We start from the raw sequence: 19202 nt of genomic DNA on the forward strand, positions 1-19202 counted from the left end.
GGGGGCCGCGCCCCCCCCCTGTGACCCCCCCCCCCATCGGGGGGGGGGTTTTTTTGGGGGGGGGGGGCCGCCCCCCCCGCCCGGGGGGGGGGGGGGGGGGCCCCCCCCCCCCCCCGCCTCCCGAGCTGGGCACCTACGCCTCGCGCGTCTTCGGGCTGCTCTCCTCGGTCTTCGCCGGGTCGCGTTCGACCACCGAGCCGAGAGCGTCGTCGATGCGGGACAGCAGCTCCGCGGGGATCGTCACCCCGGCAGCGCCGGCGTTGTCGTGCACCTGCTCCGGACGCGAGGCGCCGATGATCGCGGACGCCACGTTCCGGTTCTGCAGCACCCAGGCGACCGCGAGCTGCGCCATCGACAGGTCCAGCTCGTCGGCGATCGGCTTGAGCTCCTGCACGGCGGACAGCACCTCGTCGCGCATGAACCGCTCGATCATCTTCGCGCCGCCCTTGTCGTCGGTGGCGCGGGAGCCCTCCGGCAGCGGCTGACCGGGCTGGTACTTCCCCGTCAGCACACCCTGCGCGATCGGGGACCAGACGATCTGCGAGATGCCGAGTTCCTCGGACGTCGGGACGACCTCGCCCTCGATGACCCGCCAGAGCGCCGAGTACTGCGGCTGGTTCGAGATGAGCTGGACGCCGAGGTCGTCGGCGATCTCGTGTCCCGCGCGGAGCTGCTCCGCCGTCCACTCGCTCACGCCGATGTAGAGCGCCTTGCCCTGCCGGACGACGTCGGCGAACGCCATCATCGTCTCTTCGAGCGGCGTCTCGTAGTCGAACCGGTGCGCCTGGTAGAGGTCGACGTAGTCGGTCTGCAGTCGCTCGAGCGAACCGTTGATCGACTCGAGGATGTGCTTGCGGCTCAGGCCGGTGTCGTTGTGCCCCTTGGGTCCGGTCGGCCCGAACACCTTCGTGGCGATCTCGAGCGACTGGCGTCGCTCCCCCTTCAGTGCCTCGCCGAGGACGGTCTCGGCACCGGTGTTGGCGTAGACGTCGGCGGTGTCGAACGTCGAGATGCCGACGTCGAGCGCTGCCCGGACGCAGGCGATCGCCGCGTCGTTCTCGACCTGGGAGGCGTGGGTGAGCCAGTTGCCGTAGGTGATCTCGGAGACCTTGAGGCCCGAGTTGCCGAGGTAGCGGTACTCCATGTGCGTGTCACTCCTGTCGTGGCCGCGTCGGTGCGGCTCCGTCGGCGACGGTAGTCCCGAGGCGGCACACGGACCTGGAGGTGCAGGATCGGAAGAGTTGCGGTGCAGTGGTGCACCGCCGGGAGCGAAGGAGCGTCCATGTCGGGAGCCAGCGTGCTGTTCATCGGCGGCAGCGGGGTGATCAGCGCCTCCTGTGTCCGCGAAGCCGTCGAGCAGGGGTTCGACGTCACCGTGCTCAACCGGGGGACCACCGGGGGCAGGCCGATCCCGGAGGGTGTGACGCGCCTCCAGGCCGACGTGTCGGACCGGAGCGCCCTGGCGGAGGTGGTCGGCGACCGCCACTGGGACGTCGTCGTGAACTGGATCGCCTTCACGCCGGACCAGGTGCAGGCCGACGTCGACTTCTTCGCCGGGCGGACCAGGCAGTACGTGTTCATCAGTTCGGCCTCGGCGTACCAGACCCCGGCGACGCACCTGCCGATCACGGAGTCGACGCCGCTGAAGAACCCGTACTGGCAGTACTCGCGGGACAAGATCGCGTGCGAGGAGCTGCTCATGGCGGCGTACCGGGAGCAGGACTTCCCGGTGACGATCATCCGGCCGTCGCACACCTACGACGAGACGAAGCTCCCGTTGACGGGCGGCTGGACCGCGGTCGCACGGATGCGGGCCGGCAAGCCGATCATCATCACGGGCGACGGCAGCTCGCTGTGGACGATCACGCACAGCCGGGACTTCGCAGTCGGGTTCACTGGGCTGCTCGACCGGGCCGAGGCGATCGGCGAGGCGTTCACGATCACGAGCGACGAGGCGCCGACCTGGAACCAGATCGCGCACGAGATCGCAGCGGCAGCAGGCGTCGAAGACCTGAAGATCGTGCACGTGCCGGTGGATGCGATCAACGCCGTGGACCCGGAGTGGGGTGCGGCGCTCCTCGGCGACAAGGCGAACAGTTCGGTCTTCGACAACAGCAAGGTGCGGTCGCTCGTGCCGTGGTACCGGCCGCGGACGCCCTACCGGCAGGGCGTGCGCGAGGTCATCGCCTGGTACGAGGCGAACCCCGACGCGCAGGTCGTCGACGAGCGGCTCGACGCCCTGATGGACGAGCTGGCGGCGCGCTGGGCGGTGTGACGCACGGGGCGCTGCGGCGCCGCCGTGCTTCGTGAGCAGAGATGGTCGGGTCGCCCGAGGGCACCCGACCATCTCTGCTCACGAAGCGAGCGCGGGGCTCAGGACCGCGCGCGCAACACCTCGGCGAGGGTGCCGATCGCCAGGCGCACCTCGTCGTCGGTCACGACGAGCGGCGGCGCGAAGCGGATCGTCGACCCGTGCGTGTCCTTCACGAGCACCCCGCGGTCCGCGAGGTCCTGCGCGATCTGCTTGCCCGTGCCGAGCGCGGGGTCGATGTCGATCCCCGCCCAGAGCCCGGCGACCCGGTGCGAGACGACCCCGGAGCCGACCAGGTCGTCGAGCAGCCCGCGCAGCAGCGGTTCACCCTCGAGCGCCCGCTGCTGGAACGTGCCCTCGCCGAGCATCGCCACGACCTCGGAGCCGACGGCCGCCGCGAGCGGGTTCCCGCCGAACGTCGACCCGTGCTCGCCCGGACGCAGGACGCCCAGCACGTCACGCCGACCGACCACGGCGGACACGGGGACGATCCCGCCGCCGAGCGCCTTGCCGAGCGTGATGAGGTCCGGGCGGACCCCGACGCGCTGCACGGCGAGGGTGTGGCCGGTGCGGCCGAGCCCGGACTGGATCTCGTCGGCGACGAACAGGGCGCCGAACTCGTCGCAGATCGCCCGGACGTCGGGCAGGTAGGACGGCGGCGGGATGACGACCCCGCCCTCGCCCTGGACCGGCTCGAGCAGCACCGCGACGACGGTCTCGTCCATCGCCTCGCGCAGGGCAGCGGCATCGCCGTACGGCACGGTGCGGAAACCGGGCGTGAACGGCCCGAAGTCGTCGTGCGCCGACGGGTCGTCCGAGAACGAGATGATCGTCGTGGTGCGGCCGTGGAAGTTCCCCGAGGCGACGATGATCGTGGCGCGCTCAGCGGGGACGCCCTTGACGCGGTAGCCCCAGGCACGGGAGACCTTGATCGCGGACTCCACCGCCTCGGCACCGGTGTTCATCGGCAGGACCATGTCGGTCTCGGTCAACGCGGCGAGCGCCGAGGCGAACGGCCCGAGCTGGTCGTTCACGAACGCGCGCGAGGTCAGCGTGACCCGGTCGAGCTGCGCCCGCGCGGCGTCGAGCAGCCGGGGGTTGCCGTGACCGAAGTTCACGGCGGAGTAGGCGGCGAGGCCGTCCAGGTAGCGCTTGCCGTCGACGTCCGTGACCCACGCGCCGTCGCCCGATGCGATGACGACGGGCAGCGGGCTGTAGTTGTGGGCGAGGGAGCGTTCCTCGACGGCGAGCGCCGCAGCGGTCCGCGAACCGAGCGACGAGGCCGTCATCGCGCGACCGAGGTGCCGGTGCCGACCGGGTGCAGGTCGAGCGTGCAGCACTTCACGCCGCCGCCGCCGAGCAGCAGCTCGGACAGGTCGACGCCGATCGGGTTGTAGCCCTTCTCCTGCAGCTGCTCGGCGAACCGAACAGCCCGGGCGGCGATCACGACGTTGTACCCGTCGGAGTAGGAGTTGAGGCCGAGGATCGCGGCGTCCTCCTCGGTGGCGATGATCGCGTCCGGGAAGCGCTCGCGCAGGATCGCCAGCGACTGCTCGTCGAAGGCGCTCTCGAGGTACGCGATGTTCGACGTGCCGTCCGCGGCGGGCTCCGGGTCGAGGACCGCGATCGCCGTGTCGAGGTGGTAGAAGTTCGGGTTGATGAGCTTCAGGGTGACGACCTCGCGGCCGTAGATCCGCGCGAGCTCCTCGTGCGAGGTGCTGTCCGAGCGGAAGCCGGTGCCGGCGAAGATGGTGTTCCCGATGAGCAGGAAGTCGCCCTCGCCCTCGTTCGTCTCCTCGGGCTCGGCGACGGTCAGGCCCGCGCTGCGGAACCAGTCCATGTACGCCGGACCCTCGGGCTGACGCTCGGGGTACTGGAACTTCGCGCCGTACGCGACGCCGTCGAGCACGAACCCGCCGTTGGCCGCGTAGACCATGTCCGGCAGGCCCTCGATCGGCTCGATGTACGAGATGTCGAAGCCGAGCTGCTCGTAGACGTCCACGAGGGACTGCCACTGCTCGACGGCCTTCGACGTGTCGGTCGGGTCCTCGGGGTGCATCCACGGGTTGATCCGGTAGCTGACCGTGTAGTGCGTCGGCTTGCACATCAGGATCGTCCGCTTGGTGGCGGTACGGGCCGGTGCATCGGTGGTCGAGGGTGCGGTGTTCGACATCAGTCCTCCTGGAGGGACCGGGGCCCGAGCCTGCCAGGAACCACCACTGAAGAAGAGCTCCGGTGAGATGCAGGCTCACTCACCGCAGCGGACCAGGTCGACGCCGCGTCGATCCTCGCACACACCGTCCAGCACGTGCAGTCCCCCACGCTGCGGGTCAGTGGCACCCGTTCGGGTGACGCACGTTTCGTGCGCAGAACCCACCGGGCGTGCAAGAAGTCCGCGTACCATGGGTGCAATGGATTCGCTCGACCACCGCATCCTGGATCAACTCCGGGAGAACGCCCGCGCCGGCTACGGCGACATCGGGTCGGTGGTCGGACTCTCGGCCTCCGCCGTGAAGCGTCGCGTCGACCGGCTGGTGGGCGACGGCGTGATCCAGGGCTTCACGATCAAGGTCGACCCCGCCGTCGAGGACCGCGGCACCGAGGCCTGGGTGGAGCTCTACTGCCGCGGCACGGTCTCCCCCGACGAGCTCCGCACCCTGCTCGACAGCGTGCCGGAGGTCATCGACGCCGGCACCGTCACGGGCAGCGCCGACGCCGTCGTGCACATGCGCTCGAAGGACCTCTCCGCGCTCGAGGAAGCCCTCGACAAGGTCCGCCTCGCACCCCAGGTGGACCACACGCGGTCCGCGATCGTGCTCTCCAAGCTGGTCAGTCGCGAGACCGCGTAACGTCCCGCACATGGGATTGACGGCGGCCAGGAGGCGCGGATCGCCTCCCACGGGTTCGCGCACCGCCCGCCGTCTGGTCACCGCTGCGAGCGTCGCCTACGTCGCGAACTGCGCCTGGGGCACCGCCGTCGCCGTGCGGCTCATCCGGACGAGGAAGCTGCGCGTCGTCCACCACGGCCTGTTCGTCGTGACCGCCACGCTGACCGGTGTCGCGGCGACCACCCCGGTCTGGACGCGATCCCGATCGGCGCTCTTCCTGCTCCCGGCGCTCGTGCCGCTCGCGGTCGCACCACGCACGAACCCGCGCTCCGGAGCACACTGGCAAGTCGCGGTCGCCGCGGCGCCGTCCTACCTGGGGGCGTTGCTCGCGGGCCGCCGAGCAGAGAGGTGAGCAGTGGAGCTCTTCGAGGCGATCAGACGCCGGCGGACCACCAACGGACCGTTCCTCCCCGACCCCGTGTCGCCCGAGCACCAGCGGCTGCTCATGGAGCTGGCCGGCCGGGCACCGTCGCAGCTCAACAGCCAGCCGTGGCGGTTCGTCCTCGTCGAGGAGCGCGACACGATCGACCGCGTCGCCGAGATCAGCGGCTCGTCGATGACCCGGACCATGGCCGAGGGGACGTTCTTCGAGCGGTACAAGCCGTACTTCCGGTTCTCCCAGGCCGAGATGGGCGAGCGGCGCGACGGCATGCTGTTCGACAAGCTCCCCGGCCCGCTCAAGCCCTTCACGAAGCAGGTGTTCACGAAGCGCGGTCAGCTGCTCATGAACACGCTGCGGGTGCCGCACACCCTCGGTGAGGAGAACCGGAAGCTCGTCGCCGGGTCGCCGCTGCTGCTCGGCGTGCTGCTCGACCGGCACGAGTACCGGAAGGAGGAGCTCTCCGGCTTCTACTCGGTGTTCAGCATGGGTGCGGCGATGGAGAACATCTGGCTCGCCACGACCGAGCTCGGCCTCGGCATCCAGTTCGTGTCCTTCCCGATGGAGACCCCCGGCGCGTGGGAGCAGATCGAGGGACTGCTCCACGTCCCCGAGTCGCTCGAGCTGATGGCCGTCTACCGGATCGGCTACCTGCCGCCCGAGCGCCGGCGTCCCGCGATCGACTGGACGTCGAGCGAGCGGAAGCGGCCGTCGCAGTACGTCTTCCGGGGGACCTGCGACACCCCGCAGCAGGGGTGGGACGACGCGCCCGTGGCGGGGCACATCGCCCCGGAGGCGACCACCTCGTGACCGCGGCCGTGCCCGCCGGGGGCGACCCGCGCCTCCAGGCCGTCGCCCCCGGACTGACCGGACGCCCCTGGATCTCGCAGGACTGGCTCGACGTCGTCTTCGTGCACTGGCGCGTCGACGTCTCGGCGGTTGCGCCGCTGCTCCCCGCCGGGACCCGGCCGGACACCCTCGATGCGGACGGCACCGACGACGGGGCGACCACGTGGGTCGGCCTCATCGCGTTCCGGTTCGAGGACACCCGGTTCCCGCCGATCTCGACGGGGAGGATCGGGGACTTCGTCGAGGTGAACGTCCGCGTCTACACGATCGACGACGAAGGGCGGCACGGTGTGGTGTTCCTGTCGCTCGACGCCGGCAAGCTCCTGCCGACGATCGGCGCGCGCGTCGCGACCGGTCTGCCGTACTGGTGGGCCGTTGCCGAGACGCGGAACGGCGACGGCCGCGTCGGGTACGCGATGCGACGACACGGGACGCACCTGCGGTCCCTCGTCGAAGTGCGGGTCGGTGCGGAGGTGACCGAGCCGACGGCCCTCGAGACCTTCCTGACCGCGCGGTGGGGCATGCACGTGCACCGAGCCGGCCGGACCCGGTTCTGGCCGAACGAGCACGAGCCGTGGCCGCTCCACCGGGCCTCGGTCGTGTCGCTCCGGGACGACCTGATCGGTGCCGCGGGGCTGCCGTTCGCACTGGCCGAGCTCGAGCCGGACTCGGTGCTCTACTCGCCCGGCGTCACGACGCGGTTCGGTCTCGGGCGCTGAGCGGGTCGTCGCTCGGCGGTTCCTGACCGCGGACGTCCGGCTCCGTGCCGTCGAGGTCGGCGTCGGTGGCCTTCGATGCAGCGCGCCAGTGCAGCACCGCGAGGATGACGGTGAGCGGGACGATCACGACGCTCCACCCGACCCACCGCGACGAGTACGTCTCGTCGACGGCCGGGACCGTCAACGCCACGACCGCGAACACGGTCGAGGCCACCGCGACACCGGCGACCGCCACGGAACGGCCCCGCAGCTCGAACCGCGTCGGCTCGGACTGTCGTGCGGACCGGAGGCCGATCTCGACGGCCCCCAGCGCGAACAGGAGGGCCTGCGCCCCCACCGCGAGCGCGAACGCCGCCAGGCAGACCCCGGCGGCGCCCCACACGGTGACGCGCGTGCGGTGCAGGCGCCACGCGGCTGCACGACTCGGGTACCAGTACGCCCGCCGTCCGACGGCTGCGAGCACCACCGCGCCGGCCAGCACGACCACGCTGACGAGGATCGCCACGGGCAGCGCCGCGCGCTGCAGCCAGATGCCGATCGCCAGGACGACCAGCACACCGGCCACCTGTGCCGCCGGAGGACCCCACCACTGTTCAGGGAGGATCGGCGTCCGTCGGACCCAGCGCGGCTCCGGCTCCTGCTCCGCGTCCGGCCCGGGCTCCGCGGGGTCGACTCGGATGTCCACCCGCCCATCATGCTCGGTCCTCGGCGACAGTGCTGGCTGGGAGGACCGGGTGACCGGGTCGGTACGGTGCGCTTCGTGACTGCTGCACCTCGTGACGTCCGCCGCCGTGCCGGCTGGCTCCCCGCCGACCAGGCCCACCTCGAGTCCTGGTTGCGGGGCCGCCGCGAGCGCCTCGACCAGCGCGATCCCGACCAGGTGCTGCACCCGTCGGTCGCCGCGTTCCGGGACGTCGTCGAGGGCGACCCCGTGCTCCGGCTCGAGGCGCACGAGATGATCGCGCAGGTCCCGTCGTCGGGGGACTACGCCGAACGCCACCTCGAGAGCTTCGACGAGCTGCTCCTGCTCATGGACGAGGTCGTCCGCAGTGCGCCCGAGTACGGCGAGCAGATGGTGATGACCCCGCTCGACGGGATCCTCGACTGGACGAAGGCAACCCCGGCGGGGTTCGCGTTCTACCGGGACCCGCGCGTCAACGCCGCGCTGCGCGACGTCCTCGACGCCTGGTGCACGTTCCTGTCGGCCGAGCAGTCCCTCGAGGTGATCGTCGACGCGCCGGGCGGCTGGCGGAGCGATGCAGCTCGACGTGCTGTGGGCATGGACCAGTTCGAGCACGACCCGGACGACGAGCACTGGGGCTTCACCTCGTGGAACGACTTCTTCACGAGACGGTTCCGGGAGGGCGAGCGGCCGGTCGCGTCGCCGGACGACGACGCGGTGGTGGTCAGCCCGTGCGAGGCCACGCCGTACCGGATCGCCCGGGGCGTCCGACGCCGCGACGACTTCTGGGTGAAGGCCGAGCCGTACTCGCTCGACGAGCTCCTCGCCGGGGACGAGTCGGTCGACGGATTCGTGGACGGCACCGTGTTCCAGGCCTTCCTGAGCGCCCTGGAGTACCACCGCTGGCACAGCCCGGTGGCCGGGACGATCGCTCGCGCCTGGGTGCAGCCCGGGACCTACTACTCGGAGGCCGACTCGCAGGGGACCGAGGCCTGGGAGCCGACGGTCTCGCAGGGGTACCTGGCGCACGTCGCCACGCGTGCCGTGGTCGTCATCGACGCCGACGATCCGGCGATCGGCCAGGTGGCCGTCGTCTTCGTGGGCATGTCCGACGTGTCCTCGTGCGTCATCGGGGACGGCATCACCACCGGCACGCACGTGGGCAAGGGCGACGAACTCGGGTACTTCCAGTTCGGCGGGTCCTCGGTGTGCGTGTTGTTCGGCCCGGACGTCGTCGAGGCGTTCGCACTCGGAGCGATCCCCCAAGCCCCGGACGAACGCCCCTCGGTGCTGCGGGTCGGCTCGCACCTCGCGACGGCCCGTCGGGGGACAACTGCTGGGTGAGCGGCTCGAGCGCCTGCGTACAACTGGGCGCATGACTCGAGTGGCAGTGGTGACCGGTGGTTCCGCAGGACTGGGACGGGCGACGGTGCGGGAGCTCGCCGCACGGGGGTGGGACGTCGCCGTGCTCGCGCGGGGGCGGGACGGGGTCGAGGCCGCGGTCGCCGAGGTCGAGGCGGCCGGACGACGAGGGCTGGCGCTGGTCGCGGACGTGTCCGACCGGGAGGCCGTCGAGGCAGCCGCCGACCGTGTCGAACAGGAGCTCGGGCCGATCGACCTCTGGGTCAACGGCGTGATGGTCGGCGTGTTCGGACGGTTCATGGACACCGCACCCGAGGACTTCGAGCGCGCACTGCACGTGACCTACCTCGGCTTCGTGAACGGCACCCGGGCAGCGCTGTCCCGGATGGTCCCGCGCGACCGCGGGCAGGTCGTCCAGGTCGGTTCGGCCCTCGGCTTCCGGGGCATCCCGCTGCAGGCCGCGTACTGCGGGGCGAAGCACGCGATCGTCGGGTTCACCGAGTCGGTCGTCTCCGAGCTCCTCGAGCAGGGCAGCAAGGTGCAGGTCTCCCGCGTCGACATGCCCGCGCTCAACACCATCCAGTTCCAGTGGGTGAAGTCGAAGCTGCCGCACCAGCCCCAGCCGGTCGCACCGATCTACCAGCCGGAGGTCGGCGCACGGGCGATCGCCGCCGTGGCCGAGCGGCCCCGTCGCCGCACCTGGGTCGGGGAGTCGACGGTCTACACGATCCTCGGCAACCGGATCAGCGGGCGGTTCGCCGACTGGTACGCCGCGAAGACGCTGGTGTCCGGGCAGCAGGACCCCGAGAAGGACGGGTCGGCGATCGGCGTGAACCTCTACGAACCGGTTCCAGGGGACCACGGGGCGCACGGGGTGTTCGACGACACCGCGCACGCCTGGTCGCCGCAGACCTGGTGGGTGGAACACCGCCGGCTCGGGAACGGGCTCGTCGGCGCGGTGCTGGCCGGTGCGGCGGGAGCCGTGGCGCTGGCGGCGGGACGACGACGATGACGTCGGGCTCCGGTGTCGAGGCCGTCCGGGCCGCCGTGGGGATCGGGCACGCGGTCCGGGCCGCACGGGGCGGTGGGCAGCCGGTGCTGGACGTCGTGCTCGCGGCGCGGCAGCTCGCCCAGGCGGGGCTGGTCGGTCGCGCCCGGACTCCCGACGCACACACGCTCAGCGCGGTCGTGGACACCCTCCACGGCCTGACGATGGTGCCGCTGGCCGTCGCGGACCGGCGGCGGCGCCGGTTCGCCCTCGGCCAGCTCGGGATCTCCCTGGTGTTGGTGATCGCCGAGTGTGCGGCCGTCGGCAGCAGACGACGTGCTGTCGGAGGTGCTCGGTAGCGTCCCGGGCATGAGCACGACCTACTCCGTCGCGTCCTCGCTGGACGGGTTCGTCGCCGCGCCCGGCGACGACCTCGACTGGCTGCTGCAGTTCGGCTTCGAGCCGTTCCAGGAACACCACGACCGCTTCTTCGCGGGCGTCGGTGCCCTCGTGATGGGTTCGACCACGTACGAGTGGCTGCTCGCCCACGACGACACCTGGGCGTACCCGGACCTGCCGACCTGGGTGTTCACCACGCGCGAGCTGCCCGTGCCGGACGGCGCCGAGGTGCACTTCGTCTCGGGATCGGTCGCGGACCACCAGTCGGTCCTCGAGCGGGCGGCGGGCGAACGCGACGTGTGGGTCGTCGGCGGCGGCCTCCTCGCGGCGCAGTACCAGCAGGCCGGGCTGCTCGACGAGCTCCGGGTCACGGTGATGCCGATCGCGCTCGGCGCCGGTGCGCCCCTGCTGCCGGTGGCCGCGCCCACGCCGGTGTACGAACTGGTCGGCACGACGCCGTTCGTGGGCGGCGCGGTCGAACTGCACTACCGGTCGACACCGGCGGCCGGTGACACGGACCCGCACTCCGTCGGCCAGGATGCGCGCACCGACGCCTGACGCCCACCAGCCGCGGCGTAGCGTCCGTGCCATGAGCGACAACGAACAGACCGAGCCCGTCATGGACGGCGCCACCGAGGCGACGAACCACGAGAAGCTGCACGGCCTCATCGAGCAGGTCGACCACGACCACGCCGGCGAGGGCGCCGGAGCGATGGCCGACCACCTCCGTGACCGGATGGACGAGACCGGCGTCGTGGACGAGGAAGCCGGAGACACCGAGGACTGAGCCCCGCCGGACGCCACCGCGCGCGTCCGCGGACGGTCCCCGTCGGTCAGGCGACGTCCGCGCGGAAGGTGCGCAGCGCCTCCAGGTCGTCCGCGTCGAGACCGGCACGCTCGACGAACCGGTCGACGTCGAACGCGGCGAGGGCCGCGCGGAACGCCCCTTCGACCGTGGTGCCGTGCTCGGCGCACAGCGCCTCAATCTTCGCCTCGTTCGAGGGGACGCCGATCGAGGCGAGCAGCGCCGGGGCGTTGTCGACCGTGACGAGGTGGTCGGCGACGATCGCCTCGGGTTCGACGCCGGCGAGGGACAGCAGGACGAGCGCGATGATCCCGGTGCGGTCGCGTCCGCCCGCGCAGTGGAAGAGGACACCGCCCGGTTCGGCTCGGGCGATCGCACGCAGGACGGAGCCGGTGCGCTCCGGCAACTCGGCGAGGTGCGGGCCGTAGTACAGGGGTGTACCGACGAGCCCGGTCTCCCAGTACGCCTGCCAGAACGCGGGAGCCGCGTCGAGTCCGTCGTGGTCGATCACGACGGTCGTCACCCAGTCCGGACGGGTACCGGTGTCCTTCTCGGTCTCCCACGGCGCGCGCAGGTCGACCACCGTGCGGACCCCCGCGTCGCGCAGCGCCTGCCAGCCGGCGGGGCTCACGCGGTCGACGTTCTCGGACCGGAAGACCTGCCCGGACGGGGTCGCCCCGCCGTCCCGCAGCGGGAGCCCGCCCAGGTCGCGGGCGTTGAAGAGCCCCTCGGCGTGCAGGGTGCGGTCGACGTCAGACATGCAGCTCCGCGAGGTCGGGGTCGAGGTCACCGAAACGGTGCGCCGTGATCGACACGGTCTGTTCGCGCAGGAACGGGAGCATCTCGATGATCCCGGCCTCGACCACGGGGGCGTCGTGGATGGCGACGTCGACGCTGGCGCCCAGGGCTTCCTCGAGCGCGAGGGGGTCACCGCCCACGAGCCGGATCCGGGCGCCGGGTCCGCCGAACGCTGTGTGCGCCGGGCGGTCCTGCCCCTGGGCGAGCACGGCGTCGAGCGCGTCCTGCTCGACCTCGTCGCCGGAGGACCAGTCCGGCCGGAACAGGTCACCGGAGGCGGCACGGCGGAGGAACTCGTCGTCCGACTCGACCAGGTGGTCGACGACGTGCAGCGGCGATCGGCTCGACGCGAGCAGCTGCGTGAGCGGTCCGGGGAGCGGCCGAGCCGTGCTCACGAGCAGGTCGGCCCGGGCGGCGGTCGCGGCGGCGAGCACGCGCACGAGGTCGCCGGACGAGGCGCCCTCGGCCTGCCGGACGATGACGGACTGCGGCCGCCAGCGCAGCACGTTCCGCTCGACGACGAGCCCGGCCGGGTCGTGCGCCACGCCGAACTCGGACTCGCGTGCGCGGACGTCGCTCAGTGCACCGGCGCGCACCTGGTCGAACTCCTCGAACGACAGGCCGCTGCGGGCCGCCTCGATCACGGCGGTGACCCGCGGCGGCAGGCCGTGCAGCTGGATGCTCTTGTGCACGGTCCGGGGCGTGGGCTCCCACCGACCGAGCGTCGCGACGGACATCGAGCCGCCGGGCTTCGTCCCGGTGCCGACCGACGAGCGCTTCCACCCGCCGAACGGCTGCCGGTGGACGATCGCGCCCGTGGTGCCGCGGTTGACGGACAGGTTGCCCGCGCGGACCCCGGCGATCCAGTCGGCGACCTCGTCGGTGTCGAGAGAGTGGAGGCCGGCGGCGAGACCGTGGTCGGTGCCGTTCTGGATCGCGATCGCCTGGTCGAGGGTGTCGGCGCGCATGATCCCGAGGACCGGGGCGAGGTACTCGGTCTGGTGGAAGTCGCTGCCGGGCCGGACACCGTCGCGGATCCCCGGCGACCACAGCCGGCCGGAGTCGTCGAGCGGGACCGGCTGCACCAGCCAGGACTCCCCCGGGCCGAGCTCGGTGAGCCCGGCGCGCACCGTGCCCTCGGGCTCGGCGATCAGCGGCCCCACCTGCGCCGTCGGGTCGTCCGGCCAGGCGACACGCAGGGTGCGGGTGGCGTCGACGAGCTGTCGGCGGAAGCGCTCGCTCTCGCCGACCGCCCCCACGAGGATCACCAGCGAGGCCGCGGAGCACTGCTGCCCGGCGCGACCGAACGCCGACCGGACGATGTCCTGCACGGCGAGGTCGAGGTCCGCGCTGGGAGTGACGACGATCGCGTTCTTGCCGCTCGTCGCACCGGTGAGCGGCAGACCTGCACGCCACCAGCGGAAGGAACGTGCGGTGTCGGCCGAGCCCGTGAGGACGATCCGGTCGACCGCGGGGTGCGCGATGAGGTCGCGGCCGAGCTGGTCCTCGTCGAGGTCGACGAGCTGGAGCAGGGAGTGCGGGACCCCGGCGTCCCAGAGCACGTCGGCGAGCACCGCCCCGGAGCGCTTCGCCTGGGGCGCGGGCTTCAGGACTACCCCGCTGCCCGCGGCGAGGGCGGCGAAAACGCCCTCGGCCGGGTTCGCGACGGGCGACGTCCACGTCGGCGCCACGATCGTGAGGCGCGGCGGCACGTACCGGGCACCGTCGCCGTCGAGCACGGCCAACCGCCGGGCGCTGTCGGCGGCGTGGTGGGCGGAGTCGATCGCGGCGCTCACGTCGGAGTCGGCCTCGCTGAAGGTCGTGCCCGTCTCCGCCGCCGACACCTCGATGAGGTCGGCACGCCGCGTCTCGAGCTCGTGCGCGATGAGGTCGAGGAGCTCGGCACGGTCGGACGGGTCCTGCCGTCCCCAGTTCACCCCGGCCTGCGCCGTCCGGGCGACGATTCGCTCGAGCTTCGACCGGTCGGCGACCTTCGAGCCGCGGATCGTCTGCGCACCGAGCTGCGAGCGCGGTACCCGCCGGAGCACGTCGATCGCCCACTCGCGGTTCGCTGCGGTCGACGGGTCGGTGTCGGGTGCGTTCGTGAAGGCGTCGCGGTGCACGGGGTCGCCGATCGGGGCACGGCGGTCCTGCGTCCGGTTCGTCGCCGGCACCGGACCGGGAGCGTCGAGGGCCGCGACCGCCGCGAGCCACCGGCCGCGTTCACGCTCGAAGACGCTCTCGTCCTGACCGATGTCGCCCGCCGAGGCGACGAAGCCGTCCGGACTGGCGCTCTCCTGCAGCCGCCGGGCGAGGTACGGGATCGCGGCGTCGAACTGGTCGGGGTGCACGACCGGGGTGGAGACGACCACCCGTCCGACGTCGGCACGGACGGCGTCGGCGGACGCGGACGCCATCCCGAGCAGCACCGCGACGTGCACGCCGTCGGTGACGCCGCGGCGCTGGGCGAGGGTCCACGCCGTCGCGAGGGTGAAGAGGTTGTGGCTCGCGACCCCGATCCGGACCGCGTCGATGCGCTCCGGCGTGAGGGCGGCGTCGAGCAGCCGGAGGTGGGCGGTGTCGGTCTCCTGCTTCGACCCCCACGTGGCGAGGGGCCACCCGTGCAGGATCGCGTCGACCCGTTCCGTCGCGAGCGAGGCGCCCTTGACGAGTCGGACGGTGATCGGCGCGCCGCCACGGGCACGCCGCTGCTGCGCCCAGGCGGTCAGGGAATCGAGTGCGCCGGCGGCGTCGGGCAGGTACGCCTGCAGCACCACACCGGCGTCCAGCCCGAGGAACTCGTCGCGGTCGAGGAGCGTCCGGAACGCAGCGAGCGTGACGTCGAGGTCGCGGTGGTCCCCGGCGTCGAGCGTGACGGACTTCGGGGTCGGGGACGACGCGGCGAGCCGGTACAGGGGGACGAGCCGGTCCACCACCCGTTCGACGGTCTGGTCGAACGCCCACGCGGACATCTGCGGCACGACCGACCGCACGCCGATCGACACGTGGTCGACGTCGTCACGCGCCAGCAGGTCCATCGTCGCCTGCAGCCGTCGGTCGCTCTCCGCGCTGCCGAGCACGGCTTCGCCGAGCAGGTCCACGTCGACGACCACACCCGGGCCGCCGACCTTCGCGAGCGCGGGCCCGAGCTTCGCGTCGGTGGCGTCGACCACCAGGTGCCCGGTCATCCGCCGCAGGATCTTCCGCGCCGTGGGCACCACGGCCCACGGAGCCATCGTCGCGAACCCGCCGCCGAGCGTCACCGCGCCGCGCAGGGACCAGGACAGGAAGTCCGGGACGTCGCGGCTGACCTGCTCGAGGTTGCGGGCCACGACGCGTGGGTCCTCGGGGCGGATCACCTTGTCGACGAGACCGCGCGTGAAGTCCAGCCCCCGGTCGTCCCGCAGGGCCTCGGCGAGGCGGACCGCCCCCGCGTCGGGCTTCGTCCCCGCGGACGCCGCCAGCCACCGCCGCACGAGGGCGACGGCGTCGTCGGTGCAGTCCTGCAGTCGGGCGCTCGGCATGCACCGATCGTATGCTGCGCCACCGACCGCACCTCGGAGCGAGCCGTGCGCCACCGGCGAGTCATCCGAGCGGATGATCATGCCGTCGAAGCGTCCGGAGGTCGATACGCTGACGCCATGTCGAACGAGGGCGCCGAGGGCCACGACTGGGCGACGTGGGACGCCTACCACGACGTCTGGCGACGCCTCGACCGCGCGCTCGACCATGCCGTCCAGCACGGCGCAGGCATCTCGATCCCCGAGTTCGAGATCCTCATCGGACTGCACCGCGAACCGGACCACCGGTTGCGGGTCCGCGACATCGCGGCCGGCATCGGCTGGGAGAAGTCACGCGTCAGCCACCAGGTCACGCGCATGGTGGCGCGCGGCCTCGTCGAGCGTGCGGACTGCCCCACCGACGGACGGGGCAGCTGGGTGGAGATGACCCCGGACGGTCGCCGCGCGGTGCTCGCCGGCATCCGTGCGCACACCGGTGCGCTCGAGGACCTGTTCTGGAGGCCCGTGGGGACCGACGCGGACACGCTGCGGTCCGTCAGTGCTCGCGTCGAGGCCGCGATCGGCCCCGACGAACCGGATCCGGACAGCGCCGACTGAGACGACGAGCACTGAGACGACGAGCACCGAGACGACGACACCCCCGCCCAGGGACGGCCGGGACGGGGGTGCGACGTGCGGGGGGTGTTACTTGATCTTGGCGGTGATGGTGGCGGTGCCGACGAGGAGGCCGGACTTCACGGCGTCGGTCTTGAAGGTGCTGTTGAGCAGCTTCGCGGCGTCACCCGAGACGTGCACCGTGGTGCCGGTCAGGATCGCGTTGTCACCCTCGAGCTGGAGGGGCTTGAGCGTGCCACCGTGCAGCGAGAACAGGTACGCGTTGTTCACCGCGACCTTGCCGTTGACCAGCACGTCACCGTAGAGCTTGGACGAGCCCGGGTTCACGACGAAGTTCTCCAGCGTCACCGTCGTCGAACCGGCGGTGAGGGTCAGGCCCGAGTCGTCGTGGTTCAGCAGACCCTGCACGTACGGACGGTAGTCACCGTCCGGCGACCAGTACGTGACCGAACCGGACGTGATCGGGAACGACACGGACCCGTCGGCGAGCTTGGCGTCACCGGAGACACCCGGGGTGAGCTTGAGCGCGGTGAGGGCGTCGGTGAAGCCGGAGTCGAGCTTCACGGCGGTGTCGCCACCGAGGACCTCGGGCACCGATGCGACGGGGCCGGGGATCTTCGACGAGGACGACGACACGGTGTGCACCGACGGGGTCGAGGCCTGCGCCGAGGTGATGCCGAACGCGGCACCACCCAGCACGAGCGCACCCGTCGTGGCGAGCGTGATGGAGGTCTTCAGGGACTTGCGCATGGTGATCGTTCCTTTGCTGTAGTCGCGCTCGGCGCGGGCTGCTGTGTGCGCGCCGAACACACCCTGGTGCAGGGTGGAGAACCAGCGATCTGCGGCTGGTGAGCGCCTCCGGGGTGTTCCCCGGTCGATGTCAGTGATTCGGCACCCTCGCCCAGCCGGATTGGTCCGGATCGGGATCCGTCAGAGATCGACGTCCGCGAGCACCCGATCGTCGCCGCGGAGCCGCACCTGCACGCTGGCGATGTCGTCGCGCTGCACGTCGGTCGAGGCGGACAGCCCCCGGGCGTCCTCGCCCGCGGCCGACCACGACGCCACGGTCTGCACGGACCCGTCGTCGCGCACGACCACGAGGTCGTACATCACGGACCCGTCGGCGGCCCAGGACTTCCCGCCGTAGGAGCAGCCCCAGTCGAAGCGGGTGCCCCACGGCTCGCCGCTGACGGACAGGTCGACGTCGAGGCCGCGCTCCCCCACGAGCGCGTACCGGTCGGCCGACGCCGTGGCCGGGCCGGCCTGGACGGACGGGTCCACCCGTGCGGTGCCGACCGCGAGTCCGCCGAGGACCGCGGCGACCACCGCGGCGGCGGCCGTGGCCGCGACCCAGATCCGGCGGCGACGACGGCGGTGTCGAACGCGGTGCGCGACGGAGGCGAGGGTGCTCTCGGAGCCGGTGTCGCGCCTCCCGTCCGGGTCCGCGATCTCGACCGCCTGGTCGGCCGGGAGCTTGGACAGCAGGCCCGGGAGACCGACCAGCTCGGCGACGGCTGCCGCACAGCGGTCGCACGTCTCGAGGTGCCGCTCGTACTCGAGCCGCTCGTGCGGCGGCAGGGAACCGAGCACGTAGGCGGCGTCCCACTCGGCGTAGCGGTCGTCGCTCATCGCGTCACTCCTCGTTCCTGCAGTGCGAGCCGGAGGGCCCGCAGCCCGTAGTGCAGCCGCGACTTCGCGGTGCCCTCGGGGATGTCGTGTCGTCGGGCGATCTCGGGGACCGTGTGCCCGAGCCAGTAGGCGTCCACCACCACCCGACGGTGGTCGGGGCTGAGGGAGGCGAGGGCGTCCGCGACGACGATGCGGTCGAGGACGGCATCGGTGCGGTCCGCCTCGACCCGGTCGACGGGGGACTCGGTGCCGTGCTCACGGCGGTTCCGCGCGGACCGGGCATCGTCGACGACGAGGTTCCGGGCGACGGTGAAGAGCCACGCTCGAGCGCTGTCCGGAGCGCGTTCGAGCACGGCCGGCCGCTGCCACGCGCGGACCATCGTCTCCTGCACGACGTCCTCGACCGTGTGGCCGTCCCGCGTCAGGTGCCGGACGTACCGGGTGAGTGCGTCGCCGTGCTCCCGGTAGAGCGTCGCGAGCAGCTCGTCGGCGGATCGGCCCGTGGCCATCACTTCGCCAGGTCGAGGGAGAACTCGACGGACCCCTTCGGATCCACCGTGACGAAGCCGAGGGACGGTGCTTCGACGCCGTAGTCCTCGAAGGTGATCGGGATGCTGCCGGCGACCTGCACGGTGCCGTCCTTCGCGACGGCGACCTGGGCGTCGGCGGTGACGGGCTGCTCGACGCCGTGCAGGTCCATCGTGCCGGTGAGCGTGACGTCCTGCGTCGAGCCGTCGAGCGCCCCGGACACGTCGACGGGCTTCGTCAGCGTGAACGTCGCCGTGGGGTGCTGGTCCGTCTGGAGCGCGGTGTCGCGGAAGTAGGCGTCACGGGCGGACTCGGGCGTGGTGATCTTCGCGACCTCGACCGTGACCGTCGCCTTCGTGAGGGAGCCGCCGCTGACCTCGGCGCTGCCCTCGACGTCCTTCGTGCGTCCGACCACGTTCACATCCTGCCCCTGGAGCTTCTCGTGCACGCGGTAGCCCGCGAACGAGTCGCCGGTGCTGGTCCAGCTGCCGTCGGCCTCGGCGGCGGTGAGGGTGCCGGAGCCGCCGGACGGCGCGGCGCTGACGGAAGGGGCCGCGGCAGCCTGCCCGTTGACGGTGTTCGCGTAGATGGTCGGTCCGGCGATGGCTGCGGCCGCGCCGACGACCACGACGCCGGAGGCGATGCCGATGATGACCTTGGTGCGTGTGCGGAGTCCCATGCCCTGACGACGAGACAGCGGGCCGGATCGTTCACCGGCGTTCGGCATGA

The 19202-nt window shown here is 72.1% G+C and carries 21 protein-coding genes; 11 read left to right on the forward strand and 10 right to left on the reverse strand.

The genetic code is table 11. The features are described from left to right. Window positions 1-133 precede the first annotated feature (133 nt). On the reverse strand, window positions 134-1144 hold the full coding sequence (locus J2X60_RS09425; RefSeq protein ID WP_309887206.1) for an aldo/keto reductase family protein: 1011 nt from the start codon (window positions 1142-1144) through the stop codon (window positions 134-136). Window positions 1145-1282: 138 nt separating this feature from the next. Between J2X60_RS09425 and J2X60_RS09430 the strand changes: the two genes are divergently transcribed. Further along, window positions 1283-2275: an SDR family oxidoreductase gene (locus J2X60_RS09430; protein ID WP_309887207.1), complete on the forward strand. Its 993-nt coding sequence runs from the start codon at window positions 1283-1285 to the stop codon at window positions 2273-2275. A gap of 98 nt (window positions 2276-2373) precedes the next feature. Here the strand turns inward: J2X60_RS09430 and rocD are convergent, their stop codons facing one another. Together rocD and ddaH are read right to left on the reverse strand one after the other, a co-directional pair. Next, window positions 2374-3600, reverse strand: a complete 1227-nt coding sequence (gene rocD / locus J2X60_RS09435) for an ornithine--oxo-acid transaminase (RefSeq protein WP_309887208.1) — start codon at window positions 3598-3600, stop codon at window positions 2374-2376. Further along, window positions 3597-4484: a dimethylargininase gene (ddaH, locus tag J2X60_RS09440; RefSeq protein ID WP_309887209.1), complete on the reverse strand. Its 888-nt coding sequence runs from the start codon at window positions 4482-4484 to the stop codon at window positions 3597-3599. The genes rocD and ddaH overlap by 4 nt, the downstream gene beginning before the upstream one ends. A gap of 238 nt (window positions 4485-4722) precedes the next feature. Here ddaH and J2X60_RS09445 point away from each other — a divergent pair, with 238 nt between their 5' ends. Genes J2X60_RS09445 through J2X60_RS09460 form a run of 4 tightly spaced genes read left to right on the forward strand, consistent with a single transcriptional unit; the run spans window position 4723 to window position 7146 of the window. Next, window positions 4723-5160: an Lrp/AsnC family transcriptional regulator gene (locus J2X60_RS09445; protein WP_070417337.1), complete on the forward strand. Its 438-nt coding sequence runs from the start codon at window positions 4723-4725 to the stop codon at window positions 5158-5160. Window positions 5161-5170: 10 nt separating this feature from the next. Next, a complete protein-coding gene (locus J2X60_RS09450; RefSeq protein ID WP_309887210.1) occupies window positions 5171-5551 on the forward strand; it encodes a hypothetical protein in 381 nt (126 codons plus the stop codon). A gap of 3 nt (window positions 5552-5554) precedes the next feature. Next, window positions 5555-6388, forward strand: coding sequence for a nitroreductase family protein (locus J2X60_RS09455; RefSeq protein ID WP_309887211.1), 834 nt, complete (start codon window positions 5555-5557; stop codon window positions 6386-6388). Further along, complete coding sequence (locus J2X60_RS09460; protein WP_309887212.1) at window positions 6385-7146, forward strand: DUF2071 domain-containing protein; 762 nt, start codon at window positions 6385-6387, stop codon at window positions 7144-7146. Before J2X60_RS09455 ends, J2X60_RS09460 begins: the two co-directional genes overlap by 4 nt. Here J2X60_RS09460 and J2X60_RS09465 read toward each other — a convergent pair. Continuing rightward, on the reverse strand, window positions 7118-7831 hold the full coding sequence (locus J2X60_RS09465; protein ID WP_309887213.1) for a hypothetical protein: 714 nt from the start codon (window positions 7829-7831) through the stop codon (window positions 7118-7120). The two genes, J2X60_RS09460 and J2X60_RS09465, sit on opposite strands and share 29 nt — an antisense overlap. A gap of 75 nt (window positions 7832-7906) precedes the next feature. Between J2X60_RS09465 and J2X60_RS09470 the strand changes: the two genes are divergently transcribed. Genes J2X60_RS09470 through J2X60_RS09490 form a run of 5 tightly spaced genes read left to right on the forward strand, consistent with a single transcriptional unit; the run spans window position 7907 to window position 11364 of the window. Next, window positions 7907-9172, forward strand: a complete 1266-nt coding sequence (locus tag J2X60_RS09470) for a phosphatidylserine decarboxylase family protein (protein ID WP_309887214.1) — start codon at window positions 7907-7909, stop codon at window positions 9170-9172. A gap of 31 nt (window positions 9173-9203) precedes the next feature. Next, window positions 9204-10202, forward strand: a complete 999-nt coding sequence (locus J2X60_RS09475) for an SDR family oxidoreductase (RefSeq protein WP_309777838.1) — start codon at window positions 9204-9206, stop codon at window positions 10200-10202. After that, on the forward strand, window positions 10199-10537 hold the full coding sequence (locus J2X60_RS09480; RefSeq protein ID WP_309777837.1) for a hypothetical protein: 339 nt from the start codon (window positions 10199-10201) through the stop codon (window positions 10535-10537). The genes J2X60_RS09475 and J2X60_RS09480 overlap by 4 nt, the downstream gene beginning before the upstream one ends. Window positions 10538-10547: 10 nt before the next feature. Beyond that, window positions 10548-11135 carry a dihydrofolate reductase family protein gene (locus J2X60_RS09485; RefSeq protein ID WP_309777836.1) on the forward strand — a complete coding sequence of 196 codons (588 nt, stop codon included), beginning with the start codon at window positions 10548-10550 and terminating at the stop codon, window positions 11133-11135. 31 nt (window positions 11136-11166) lie between these two features. Further along, complete coding sequence (locus tag J2X60_RS09490; RefSeq protein ID WP_070417343.1) at window positions 11167-11364, forward strand: hypothetical protein; 198 nt, start codon at window positions 11167-11169, stop codon at window positions 11362-11364. 46 nt (window positions 11365-11410) lie between these two features. Here J2X60_RS09490 and J2X60_RS09495 read toward each other — a convergent pair whose 3' ends face one another. Both J2X60_RS09495 and J2X60_RS09500 read right to left on the reverse strand, forming a co-directional pair. Next, the gene (locus tag J2X60_RS09495) at window positions 11411-12142 is read right to left on the reverse strand and encodes a tyrosine-protein phosphatase (protein WP_309777834.1); all 732 of its coding nucleotides are present in this window, start codon (window positions 12140-12142) and stop codon (window positions 11411-11413) included. Continuing rightward, window positions 12135-15704: a bifunctional proline dehydrogenase/L-glutamate gamma-semialdehyde dehydrogenase gene (locus J2X60_RS09500; protein WP_309887215.1), complete on the reverse strand. Its 3570-nt coding sequence runs from the start codon at window positions 15702-15704 to the stop codon at window positions 12135-12137. The genes J2X60_RS09495 and J2X60_RS09500 overlap by 8 nt, the downstream gene beginning before the upstream one ends. 117 nt (window positions 15705-15821) lie before the next feature. Here J2X60_RS09500 and J2X60_RS09505 point away from each other — a divergent pair, with 117 nt between their 5' ends. Continuing rightward, window positions 15822-16298, forward strand: a complete 477-nt coding sequence (locus J2X60_RS09505; protein ID WP_309887216.1) for a MarR family winged helix-turn-helix transcriptional regulator — start codon at window positions 15822-15824, stop codon at window positions 16296-16298. An 87-nt stretch (window positions 16299-16385) separates the two neighbouring features. Here the strand turns inward: J2X60_RS09505 and J2X60_RS09510 are convergent, their stop codons facing one another. From J2X60_RS09510 to J2X60_RS09525, 4 genes are all read right to left on the reverse strand, one after another. After that, complete coding sequence (locus J2X60_RS09510; protein WP_309777829.1) at window positions 16386-17066, reverse strand: hypothetical protein; 681 nt, start codon at window positions 17064-17066, stop codon at window positions 16386-16388. A gap of 180 nt (window positions 17067-17246) precedes the next feature. Continuing rightward, the gene (locus tag J2X60_RS09515; RefSeq protein ID WP_309887217.1) at window positions 17247-17945 is read right to left on the reverse strand and encodes a zf-HC2 domain-containing protein; all 699 of its coding nucleotides are present in this window, start codon (window positions 17943-17945) and stop codon (window positions 17247-17249) included. Beyond that, window positions 17942-18454, reverse strand: a complete 513-nt coding sequence (locus J2X60_RS09520; protein ID WP_071294337.1) for a sigma-70 family RNA polymerase sigma factor — start codon at window positions 18452-18454, stop codon at window positions 17942-17944. The genes J2X60_RS09515 and J2X60_RS09520 overlap by 4 nt, the downstream gene beginning before the upstream one ends. Further along, window positions 18454-19200 (reverse strand): YceI family protein, encoded by a 747-nt coding sequence (locus J2X60_RS09525; RefSeq protein WP_309887218.1) that lies wholly within the window; start codon window positions 19198-19200, stop codon window positions 18454-18456. The genes J2X60_RS09520 and J2X60_RS09525 overlap by 1 nt, the downstream gene beginning before the upstream one ends. Window positions 19201-19202 lie beyond the last annotated feature (2 nt).

Origin of the sequence: Curtobacterium sp. 320, from assembly GCF_031455235.1 — a bacterium.
Classification (GTDB): domain Bacteria; phylum Actinomycetota; class Actinomycetes; order Actinomycetales; family Microbacteriaceae; genus Curtobacterium.